The following is a 10,880-nucleotide window of genomic DNA, read 5'->3' on the forward strand; positions in this document are numbered from 1 at the left end:
CCGCGACGTTGCCGAGCTAGCCCCTTTTCACGCCGTCGCCGCGTCCACCAGCTCCGCGAGCGACCGGTCACCGAGCGACTCGATCACCGCCGTCAGGCGGTCGGCGTCGACGCCGGTCCCGGCGAGCAGCCCCTCGGTCTTCGCCCGCGCGTCGGTGTCGGACATCGGTTTCTCGGGCTCGCCAAGCGGGACGCTCACGGAGCGCTCGTGAGTCTCGCCCGCGGCGGTCACGGCGACCTCGGCGCCCCACTCCGCCGGGAACCGACGCTCGATCGTCTCGTCGGTCGTCACGCTCGTAGCGTCCATTAAGCGGCGCAGCTCCGGGTCGTCCCAGCGCGGCGGGTCGTCGAACCGGCCGACGGCCCGCAGGAACGGCTCGGCGCCGGCGGTCCCCTCCGTCAGCGTCAGCGCGGCCGCGAAGGGGGCCGAGAACTGGCAGTCGACGAAGCTCTCGGGGCGCCGCCTCGCCGCGATCGGGTCGCCGGTGAGCCTGACGCCGGCGCTCGGGATCGCGATCTCGACCGCCTCCACGTCGACGGGGTCGACCGCGGACGCGATATCTCGGAGGCCGTCGATCGCGGAGTGGAGGTACCGGCAGCAGGGGTACGGCTTGCGTCCCGTCTCCGCGACCGCGTCGCGTTCGTCGAGCCGATCGAACGCCGCGGGGTTCGGGTCGTCGCTGTACCCCGCGAAGAAGCCGTGCTCGCCGTCGAGGGGGTCGGCCGCGCCGACGACGCCGGCGGCCGCCAGATCGGTCGCCTCGATCGCGCGGCGGGCGGCGAGACCGGGGTGGAGCCGCTTGTTCCACGCGCCGTTCGCGAGGAACTGGAGGGAGCCGGCCGCCTGACTTCCGGCGATCCCGAGAGCGTTCCGGAGCGCGTCGGCGTCGAGCCCGCGCGCCACGCCCGCGGCCGCGACCGCGCCGAAGGTCCCGCAGGTGGCGGTCACGTGGAACCCCCGGTCGTAGTGGGAGTCGGGGCCGACCGCCTCGCCGACGGTGCAGGCCACGTCGTAGCCGGCCGCGACCGCCGCGAGAAACCGGTCGACGCTCGCGTCGGCGGCCTCGGCGGCCGCGAGCGCGGCCGCGACCGTCGGCGCGCCCGGGTGCAGCGAGGAGGGGAGGTGCGTGTCGTCGAAGTCGAGGCTGTGCGCGAGCGCGCCGTTCGCGAACGCGGCGTCCGCGGGAGTCATCGGCTCCCCGGTCAGGAGAACGGTAGCCGTCTCGTCGGTCGCCGGGTCGGGGGTCGGCCCCGCGATCCGGTCGATCCCGTCGCGGATCGCGGGCGAGGAGTCGGCGTGGGCCGCCCCGCCGATCGCGACGGCGAACCAGTCGAGGAGGTGTGCCGGCAGGTCCGGGCGGTCGCCGTCGACGGTCTCGCAGTGGGCGACGATGCGGTCAGTTACCATGCCGATCGGTGGCCGGCCGACCGCATCAAGGTTCGGCTGACGGCAGAGAGGCGTGTTACCGCTCGACGAACTCGACGTTCGTGATCTCGAACCGTGCGCCGCCATCGGTGCCATCGGTCACCCGGATTCGCCATCCGTGGGCCTCCGCGACCTGTTTAACGATATTCAAGCCGAGCCCAGTCCCCTCCTCTGAGGTCGAGTACCCCGTGTCGAACACCCCCGTTCGGTCCTCGGCCGGGATCCCCGGACCGTCGTCCTCGAAATAGAATCCGTCGTTCAGACGACCGACGGTCACGTTCTCACCGCCGTGTTCGACGCTATTTCGGATGAGGTTCTCGAGCAGCTGTCGGAGACGGCTCCGATCGGCACGGATCGTCTGGTCAATGTCGATCGCTATCGCCGCGTTCGCGGTCGCGACGTTTCCCCAACACGTCTTGAGAACATCCGGCAGTCGGACTCGCTCCAGTTCGTCGATATCCTTTCCGCTCCTCGCGAGCCTGAGCAGACCGTCGATCAGCGTTTCCATTCGGTCGTGCGCACTCGCTACCGCGTCCAAGTGTTCGCTATCGTGCTCTTCACGCGCCAGTTCGAGGCGTCCGGAGGCGACGCTCAGCGGATTCCGCAGATCGTGACTGACGGTGTCCGCGAACTCGTTGAGACGGTCGTTACGGTCTTCGACGCGTCTCCGTTTCATCGCCTGTCGTTCGGTGGCGATCGCCCGATCGATCGCACGCGCCTCGAACAGGCCGATCGTGATGCCACCCGCACCGCCGACGGCCGCGGCGAACAGTCCCCACATGAGATCGTTGTACGTGGAACCGGTGGGCCACACCAGGATCATGAGCGTATTCAGGGCCAGAAATCCGGCGAGTCCGCTCGCGAACCACTTTCCGATGCGCGGATATCGCTCCGTCGACAGTTGACTTCCGTCGAGCCAATAGCCGGAATATCCGATCACTATAATAAAAGGTAAAGACGTAATCAAGCTGAAAATAAAGTTATTGGTAATTACTATATTTAATTCAAAGTCATGAAAGAAAAGAGAGGTGAAAAGAAATATGAAGAGGAATAATGATCCTACCCCTTGGACTACGAAAGGCAAATAAAGCCACTTCGAACGCCTTTCCGTATTCATGCGTGTCCTGTCAACTCCACCAGTATATAAGTACTTTCGGAAATGTCAGATGTATATTTAGACGAGTCTGTGCGTTTATCATCTCGCAAAAATCCGCTTTTCTAATAATTTCCCTGATATCTACTCGTGGCGGCGATCGTCGCTCCGAGAGGAGTGAGACATCTGGTGTGTTTGCATCGCCTGCTCACTCGCGGGGAACTCGTTGGCGTCGTCGACCGCGGTCGCGAACGTTCAGCGTCCCGTTCAGACCGTGTGCTTCGCTTCCTCGGGGTCGTCGACGACCTCGACGCCGCGGTTGTTGACGGCGTGGGGATCGAGGCCGACCTCCTGGAGGAACTGCTTGTAGAGCCGCTCCGCGGTCTCGCCGTCCTTCTGCTTATCGCTGGCGTGGTCACACAGCTCGAGGATGTTCTCCGGCACGTCGTTCTCGTGGACGATCCAGTGGTTGATCGTGTCCGAGAGCCGCCGGATGGGCGAGGTGAAGTGTCCGTAGATGTCGAAGTTGAGCGCGTGGTGGCCGCCGAAGGGGTCGTTCATGTACTTCGCGCGGGGCATCACCTTCAGCACGGCGCGCTGGATCTTGTTGAGCTGGCGGCCGGGCGACTCCTCTAAGGCGGCGTTGACCGCCTTCCGCGGGTCGTCGCCCCACGCGTCGCCGGGGATGGAGACCGAGTCGAGCTCTTGGATCTCTTTTAACGCCTCGTTCCACTGGTCGGGAGTCGGCTGCGGGTGGACGCGGTACATCGCCTCGACGCCGCGGTCCCACATCAGCGTGTGCGTGACCGCCTTGTTCGCCTTCAGCATCGACTCCTCGATGATGGTGTGCGCGCGGTCGCGGCGGGGGTTGAGAACGAGCGAGCCGTCCGCCTTGCGCTGTTCGTGCATGCGGTCGGCGAGTTCGAAGGCGAGCGCGTTCTCCTCGCCGAGGGGGAGGGAGGGGTCTTCGAGGCGGTTCTCACACTCCGAGTAGGTGAGCCGCTCGTCGGAGTTGATGACGGACTTGTAGATCTCGATGTCCTCGAAAGAGAGCGTCTCGTCGTCGATTTCCATCTCGACGGTGTGCGCGAGCCGGTCCTCGTTCGGGACGAGCGAGCAGACGGTCTCGGCCAGCACCGGCGGGAGCATGTGGATCGTGTAGTCGGGCAGGTAGACGGTGTTAGCCCGCTCGACCGCCTCCTCCCACATCGCGGTGTCGGGAGTGACGTAGTGGGTCACGTCGGCGATGTGGACCCACAGCCGGTAGGCGCCCTCCTCCCGCTCGATCGAGATGGCGTCGTCGAAGTCCTGCGCGTCGACGGGGTCGGTGGTCCACGTCGTCAGGTCGCGGAGGTCCTCCCGCTCGTCGATCTCGGCTTCGATCTCCTCGTACACGTCCTCGGTCCGGGTCTCCGCCTCGCGGAGGACCTCGCTCGGGAACTCGTCGCGGATCTCGAACTCCTCGAACAGCTCCTCCCGCTTCTCGGCGAGGCGGTCGGCCAGCTCCGGCGTGATCGTCACGGGACCCTGGTCCTCCGCGGACCCCGGTTTCGGCTCGTCGTCTGACATACCTCCACCAACGCGGGTCCGTTAGAAAGGCCTGTCGGGCGGGGAGACCTGCGCTCTGCGCGCGGCCGGGACGAGCGGCCGCGGACGCGAGAGCGGCCTCAAACGAGCGTCGCGATCGTCGGCGACAGCAGCAGGGCCCCGATGCCGAACGCGACGGCGCCGAGGAGGATCGGGATCGCCAACGGGCCGATCAGTCGGAGCGCGGTCGAGCGCGCTCTCGCGTCCGAGACGACGAACGGCGAGCCGCCCGCGATCCGCGATTTCACCTCGCCGACTGGCGCGTCCGGGAACGCCTCGCTGTCGCCGACGACCGTCACCTCGTCACCCGGGCGGAGCGTCCGCTGGACGTACCGGCGCCGCGGGTCGTCACCGATCGTGAGCGCTCCGATCTCGTACCCCGTCTCCGTGTCGTCGACCTCGTCGACCGCGTCGATGAACCCCCGAACGCGCTCGGGCGGCTCCTCGCCGGCGTCGAGCTTGACCTTCTCGGCGACGTCGAGCGAGAACGTCGCCGCCGAGGGATCGACCCGGACACCGATCCCGCCGTCGTCGACCCGGAAGGGGACGCCGGCCTCGCCCCCGTCGATCGTGACCCACGACTGGCCTTTCCCCTGACTGCGGAGCTCGGAGACGTCGTACTCGACGCAGAGGCACGGTTCGCCGCCGAACGGAGCGGGGAGCGTCTCGCCGTCGACTTCGGCGGCGCGGCCCGTGACTCGGATCTGTCGCTCCGCGCCGTCGAGTTCGCCCGGACTCGTCGCCGTCGTTCGGAGGACTCGGACCGCGTTGACGGTGCCGCTCGCGCCGCGTGCGAGGAACGTGACGCCGAGGAGCAGCGCGCCGGCGCCGGCGGCGGTCGTGACGGGATCGACGGTGCTGATGGCGGTCGGGACGGTTCCGTTGCCGTTGATCGCGGTCGGGACGAGGGCGGCAACCGCGGCCGCTATGTGGAGGGCGCACATGCGTACGGTCGCGGTACCGAGCCCCGACTGGTAGAATTATCGGTCGCGGTCCGAGCGGCCGCAGTCAGAGCGGCTTCCCGAGCCGCCCTCGCCGGTCCGGCCGTCGGCGTCGACCACGGCGTCGGCGTAGCGGTCGAGGAACTCCTCGCGAGAGAGCCCGTCCGACTCGATCGAGGTGATTAGCGATTCGAGCCCGTCGCGCGGCTGGTGACAGATCTCGTCGTCGCAGTCGGTACAGAGGTACTCGAACTCCTTGTCGCGCCGGTTCCAGCGGTTCCCCTCCTTGTCGTACTCGCGCGCGTCCTCGCGCAGCACGGAGTCGCCGCACGCGATGCAGATCACCGTTCGCCGGTCCCGGCTCTTCCGGGAGCGCCACATATCCGTTCCCTTGGGCCCGGCGTACTTAGCGTTTGGTGCGCGGCAGACGCCCGTCGGACGGAGAACGGCTTCGAACCGATCGGTCTCCGCCGAACTACACTACTAATACCGTGGGCCCGTTGTTCCCCGGTATGCCGATCACGGAGTCAGACCTCCCGGGCGTCGGGAAAAAGTTCGAGATCGATCTCAGGGACGGCGAGATGATCGTCGTCATCCACAACACCGGGAAACGCGAGGTGTTCCGCCGGCCGGACTCCGACGCCGACTCCGAGAAGGTGTTCGAGTTCGACGACGACCTCGCTCGGACGATCGGGTCGATCATCGAGGGGGCGTACTTCCAGCCGATCGAACCGGAGACGCAGGAGACGACGCTGCCGGGCGGCATCCTCCTGGAGTGGTACGAGCTGTACCCCGGCTCCCCGCTCATCGGCGAGACGTTGGAAAGCGCCGACATCGGGAACCGGACCGGCCTCGCGATTGTCGCGATCCAGCGCGACGACGAGGTCATCGACAGTCCGGACGCCGATACCACTCTCCGCGAGGGCGACACGCTGATCGGGGTCGGGACGCCGGAGAACTGCGAGGCGTTCGAGGAAATTCTCACCGGATGAGCGGCGGATTCCCCGCAAGTTCACCGACCGCCGCGGAGGTACCGGCCGGTGGCTGACGCCCTCCTCGAACTGGGGATCATGTTCACGGCGATCGCGGGCGTCGGCGCGCTCGCGAATCGCCTCGGCCAGTCGGTGATCCCCTTCTACATCGTGAGCGGGATGGCGCTCAGCGAGTTCGTGCTCGGACGCCTCTCGCTGCCGGTGCTCGGGACTACGTATATCCCCGAGTCCGAGTTCATCGAGATCGGCGCGGAGCTCGGGATCGTCTTCCTCCTGTTTTTCCTCGGACTGGAGTTCAACCTCGACCGGCTGCTCGCCCGGCGGCGCCAGATCGGGATCGCCGGGACGATCGATCTGGCGAACTTCGGCGCCGGGCTCGTCCTCGGCTGGCTCGTCTTCGGCGCGTTCCTGCCCGCGTTCCTGATCGCCGGTATCGTGTACATCTCCTCGTCGGCGGTGATCACGAAGTCGCTCATCGACCTCGGCTGGATCGCCAACGACGAGGCGGAGCCGATGCTCGGCACCCTCGTCTACGAGGACCTGTTCATCGCGGTGTACCTCGCGGTCGCGTCCGCGATCGCGCTCGGCGGCGGCGACGTGGGGGCGGCGGTTGTCGACATCGGGATCGCGATCGCGTTCATCCTCGCCCTCCTGGCGCTCGTGTGGTACGGCACGCCCGGGTTCGCCAAGCTCGTCGAGACCGACAACCGGGAGTTCGTCGCGCTCCGGTCGATCGCGGCCGTCGTGTTAGTCGCTGGCGGGGCACTCGCGCTCGGCGTCAGCGAGGCGGTCGCGGCCTTCTTCGTCGGGATGGCGTTCGCCTCGACGGAGTACGCCCACGAGATCGAGGCGCTGCTCGAACCCGTCCGCGACACGTTCGCGGCGGTGTTCTTCTTCTGGATCGGACTCGTCACCGACCCGCTGCTGTTCGGCGGAGTGGCGGCGCTCGTCGCGCTCGCGGTCGTCGTGACGACGCCGACGAAGTTCGTCACCGGCTTCCTCGCCGGGCGCGCGTTCGACCTCGACACCAAGCGGTCGACCCGCGTCGCGCTCGGGATGACCACCCGCGGGGAGTTCTCGCTGATCATCGCGACGATCGCAGTGACCGCGGGCCAGGCCGGCGCGTTCGACCCGGCGGTCGCGCAGACGATCAATGCGTTCGCGGTCGGCTACGTGCTCGTGATGGCGATCCTCGGCACGACGCTGATGCAGTACTCCGAGCCGTTCGAGTCGATCGCGACCTCGTGGCTGGATGGTGGCGAGGGTGATCGCTTATAAGTCGCTGACGGCGAGTCGGCGGTGAATTCCTCCAAAGCCACTGTCGATCGCTTTTAAGTGACTCCTGACGGATCGACGGCGAACACCTCCAAAGCCCCAGTCGCGACGACTCGGAGGCCTTGCTGCGCTCCTCAGTCAGTCGCTTACGCTCCTTCCCTGCGGTGCTTGCTGCGGCCGCCTTCGTCTCTCCGGGAGACTCCGTCTCCCGTGCCCCCGCTCGCGTTGCTCGCGGGGATCACGACTGCCCCTTTGAGTCCCACCCCGCACCGCCGGAAGACGGTCACCTCGCTTCGTCGCCGGGCTTCGCCCGGCTGCCTGCGAGACCGTCGGTCTCGCAACGCTCGGCGCTGCGACTTCCGTGCTCCCGCTCGCTATCGCTCGCGGGACCGCAACCGCACGGCCTCACGCCTCCCCAGCCTCGTCGGTGGTCCTCCGCGTTGCTCCGGACCACCGACTCCCTCGCGTGTGCCCCTCGCGCCCTTATCAGGGCGCTCGGCGGCACGCCCCACCGCCTCGTTTATTTATAAGCATTCGCCGTCGGTATCGAATTTACTTCTGAAATTCGCTGACAGCGGTCGCTTACTTCTCTAGCTCCGCGAACACGGCGTCGACCATCTCGCCGGTATCGCCGATGATCGCGTCCATCTCCTCGTCATCGGTCGGAAGCCCGAGGAGTCGGGCGATCTTCATGATCGAGACGTGGTAGACGACCTGCTCATCCGGCGACTCCTGCCGGACGATCATGTTACAGGGAAACAGGGCGCCGATCCGCTCGTCGGTGGCGTCGAGCGCGCGGTTCGCCATCTCGGGATTGCAGGCGCCGAGGACGTAGTAGGGGTCGCGGTCTGCATCCACCTTCTCGTTGAGCATGTCGGACGGGGAGAACTCCACGGGGATTCCGAACCCCTCGTCGAGGCACACTTCGCGGACGCGCTCGATCGCCGACTCGTGGTCAGTTTCGAGCGTCGTCTGCGTCTCGCCGTACTCCTCGGGGTCGAGTTCGTGCGGATCGAAGGGGATCGTCATACGCCGAATGCGCGTCGCCCGGACAAAAAGCCCGCGGCGGTCGGGAGACCGAACGGAAGAAGGCGGTGAGAGCGGAGCGAAAGCGGAAGGACGAAAGAGAGAACCGGACGGTTACTCGGTCGCGACCGGGCCGCGCCCGACGACCGCCTCGACCTCGGTCACGAACTCGCTCCGGCTCTCGAAGAGGGGAACGTCCGACTCTGCGAGCACGTCGTCGAGGTCCCGGGCGCCCTCGGGCGTCCGGATCGTCGCGTCGCCCTCCTGTGCGCGCAGGTCGCTGCGCTTCGCGGGCCACGTGAGCCGGGACGCGACGCGAGCGATCGGCTCGCCCGCCACGTCCGGCCCCTCGCCCAGCTCGACGGCCGGCTCCTCCGCCTCCTCCGCATCGGACTCGTCGGTGTCGCTCATACCCCGCGCTTTCGCTCCGGCGACACTAATGGTTTCGATGCGAACCGGATCAGTTCACCCGAAATAATTCGGGACTAGGATTATGTGATCCGACAGTGTGTTTTGATTGGGATCACGCACACGACTCCCGCAACCGCGTGTCGGATCGGCGCGCGGGGTTCCCGCGTTGCTTTTTCGAGAACACTCGGCTTCACCGCCAGCCCCTGTCGGTGTCGTTCAGCCGCTCGCAGCCGCCTTCAGTGACGACGACGAGGTCCTCGATCCGACAGCCGAACCGCCCGTCGAGGTAGATTCCCGGTTCCACCGAAAAGACCATTCCCGGTTCCAGCTCCCGGTCGTTACCGGCCACGATGTACGGCTCCTCGTGAACGTCGAGCCCTACCCCGTGGCCGGTACGGTGGAAGAACTCGTCGCCGTACCCGGCGTCCTCGACGACCTCGCGGGCGGCTCGGTCGACCGCCTCGGCGGCGATTCCCGGTTCGACCGCGTCGACGGCGGCGGCCTGCGCCTCCCGGACCGTCTCGTGAACCCGCTCGTACTCGGTCGACGGCTCGCCGTCGAAGACGAGCGTCCGCGTCTGGTCGGAGGGGTAGCCGTCGACCCGCGTGCCGAAATCGAGCACGACGGGTTCGCCCGCCCGGATCTCGCGGTCGCCACAGCCGTGATGGGGCTTCGCCCCGTTCGGCCCCGCGCCGACGATCGTCCCGAAGGAAGTCCCTGCGCCCCCGTGGGCGGCCAGCCGGTCGGCGATCCGGTCGGCGAGGTCGCGCTCGGTCATCCCGACCGCGTCGGCGCCGAGGTCGCGGAGGTCCCGGACCGTCTCGTCGGCGGCCGCCGCGGCCGCGCGCATCGCGTCCAGCTCGGCCTCGTCCTTGCGCACGCGGAGGTCGGCGAGCGCCTCGCTCGCGAGTCCCCACTCCGTGTCGGGCGCGGCGGCCCGGAGGTCCTGCGTGAACGTCGCCCACATCGTGTCGTCGACGAGGAGCCGACCCTCGCGGAGCCCGAGGCCGCCGAGCAGCTCCCTGACGGCGGCGGTCGGGTCGTCGCCGTCGGCCCACGTCCGCACCGCGTCGACGGTGGTCTCCTCGCGAACCTGCGTCTCGTAGAGGGCCGGGACGAGGAGGGTCGGCTCGGTGGCGGTACCCGCGTCTGTAGTGCGGTCGCCCGCCGGCACGACGAGCAGGAGGTGTCGCTCGCCCGGCTCCTCGGCGAAGCCGGTGAGGTACTGGAGGTTCCGACTTGGGAAACAGACGAGCCCGTCGGCGCCGGTCTCCCGGAGCCGCGCCGCCGCGCGCTCGCGCCGTTCCGCGTGGATGTCTTCGGTCACGGTCGCACTCGGACCGGCGGTCGCTTATAAGTAGGCACTCGTTGCGGGGACGGCAAGCGCCGCATAACGATATGCGAAGCGGTCGCACGGATCGGTATGAGCATCCAGACGGAGTCGACGTTCGACTGTCCCGAGTGTGACGTGACCGCCCCCTCGGCGTCCGTGCCGTACGACGCCCTCGGCTACGCGGTCTGTCCGGTTTGCTCGCACGCGACGGCGCCGACGAGTGACGATTCCTGAGCGATCGAAACCGGCCGCAAACCGCGCCGCTTTAGCCGCGTCGCGCGCGCTCTCCGGTATGCCCTGGTCACTGGGACGGGAGGACGACGTGATCACCGAGTGGGAGCGCTCCGACGGCTACGCGACGGTCCGGATCCGCGAGCGCGGCGACGGCGGGTTCGTCGCCCGCCTCGACGTGATGGAACAGGCCGACGACGAGTCGGCCTACGAGCGCGAGCGGTTCGACGACCGCGAGGCCGCGCTCGACCGCGCGGCGGCGTGGCGCGAGGCCCGCGACATCGACGACTGACCGTTAGTATTGGGGTCACCAAAGCGTCTCGCGAGCACGACGCCGAGGAGCGTGGCTTTTTATTGTCGCTGCGGGTAGCAACCCATCATGACCGAACGATCGCGTCGGGAGTGGCTGCGGGTGCTCGGTGCCGCGAGCACCGCGAGTGTCGCGGGACTGGCCGGCTGCTCCGCCCTCGACACCGGCGGATCCGGCGAAGACGACACGCCCGGGAACGGCGGGTTCGGGGGGGGGGGGGGGGGGGGGGGGGGAGAGGGGGGGGGCCCCCCCCCCC

General features: G+C 67.9%; 12 protein-coding genes. 4 read left to right on the forward strand and 8 right to left on the reverse strand.

Annotation, left to right across the window (positions count from 1 at the left end):
* Positions 1–27: 27 nt before the first annotated feature.
* The 5 genes from ACP96_RS09810 to ACP96_RS09830 form a co-directional block, all read right to left on the reverse strand.
* A complete protein-coding gene (locus tag ACP96_RS09810) occupies positions 28–1,407 on the reverse strand; it encodes an MmgE/PrpD family protein (protein WP_050033179.1) in 1,380 nt (459 codons plus the stop codon).
* Between the two features lie 55 nt (positions 1,408–1,462).
* Positions 1,463–2,542 carry a sensor histidine kinase gene (locus ACP96_RS09815; protein ID WP_200895700.1) on the reverse strand — a complete coding sequence of 360 codons (1,080 nt, stop codon included), beginning with the start codon at positions 2,540–2,542 and terminating at the stop codon, positions 1,463–1,465.
* Positions 2,543–2,785: 243 nt separating this feature from the next.
* On the reverse strand, positions 2,786–4,087 hold the full coding sequence (locus ACP96_RS09820; protein WP_050033180.1) for a ribonuclease catalytic domain-containing protein: 1,302 nt from the start codon (positions 4,085–4,087) through the stop codon (positions 2,786–2,788).
* Positions 4,088–4,185: 98 nt separating this feature from the next.
* Positions 4,186–5,049, reverse strand: coding sequence for a hypothetical protein (locus ACP96_RS09825; protein ID WP_050025466.1), 864 nt, complete (start codon positions 5,047–5,049; stop codon positions 4,186–4,188).
* A 36-nt stretch (positions 5,050–5,085) separates the two neighbouring features.
* A complete protein-coding gene (locus ACP96_RS09830) occupies positions 5,086–5,427 on the reverse strand; it encodes a DUF7562 family protein (RefSeq protein WP_050025464.1) in 342 nt (113 codons plus the stop codon).
* Positions 5,428–5,558: 131 nt separating this feature from the next.
* Here ACP96_RS09830 and ACP96_RS09835 point away from each other — a divergent pair, with 131 nt between their 5' ends.
* Complete coding sequence (locus ACP96_RS09835; RefSeq protein WP_050025483.1) at positions 5,559–6,038, forward strand: cation:proton antiporter regulatory subunit; 480 nt, start codon at positions 5,559–5,561, stop codon at positions 6,036–6,038.
* Positions 6,039–6,116: 78 nt separating this feature from the next.
* Positions 6,117–7,316, forward strand: coding sequence for a cation:proton antiporter (locus ACP96_RS09840; protein WP_050033184.1), 1,200 nt, complete (start codon positions 6,117–6,119; stop codon positions 7,314–7,316).
* A gap of 579 nt (positions 7,317–7,895) precedes the next feature.
* On the opposite strand, the gene ACP96_RS09845 is transcribed toward ACP96_RS09840, so the two are convergent.
* From ACP96_RS09845 to ACP96_RS09855, 3 genes are all read right to left on the reverse strand, one after another.
* A complete protein-coding gene (locus tag ACP96_RS09845) occupies positions 7,896–8,342 on the reverse strand; it encodes a DUF302 domain-containing protein (protein WP_050025462.1) in 447 nt (148 codons plus the stop codon).
* A 111-nt stretch (positions 8,343–8,453) separates the two neighbouring features.
* A complete protein-coding gene (locus ACP96_RS09850; RefSeq protein WP_050025460.1) occupies positions 8,454–8,750 on the reverse strand; it encodes a DUF5789 family protein in 297 nt (98 codons plus the stop codon).
* A gap of 190 nt (positions 8,751–8,940) precedes the next feature.
* Positions 8,941–10,077, reverse strand: coding sequence for a M24 family metallopeptidase (locus ACP96_RS09855; protein ID WP_050033181.1), 1,137 nt, complete (start codon positions 10,075–10,077; stop codon positions 8,941–8,943).
* A 96-nt stretch (positions 10,078–10,173) separates the two neighbouring features.
* Between ACP96_RS09855 and ACP96_RS19210 the strand changes: the two genes are divergently transcribed.
* The gene (locus ACP96_RS19210; protein ID WP_200895699.1) at positions 10,174–10,317 is read left to right on the forward strand and encodes a hypothetical protein; all 144 of its coding nucleotides are present in this window, start codon (positions 10,174–10,176) and stop codon (positions 10,315–10,317) included.
* A 58-nt stretch (positions 10,318–10,375) separates the two neighbouring features.
* Positions 10,376–10,606: a DUF7543 family protein gene (locus tag ACP96_RS09860; protein WP_050025459.1), complete on the forward strand. Its 231-nt coding sequence runs from the start codon at positions 10,376–10,378 to the stop codon at positions 10,604–10,606.
* The last annotated feature ends 274 nt before the right edge of the window (positions 10,607–10,880 follow it).

It is taken from the genome of Halorubrum halophilum (assembly GCF_000739595.1).
GTDB lineage: Archaea > Halobacteriota > Halobacteria > Halobacteriales > Haloferacaceae > Halorubrum > Halorubrum halophilum.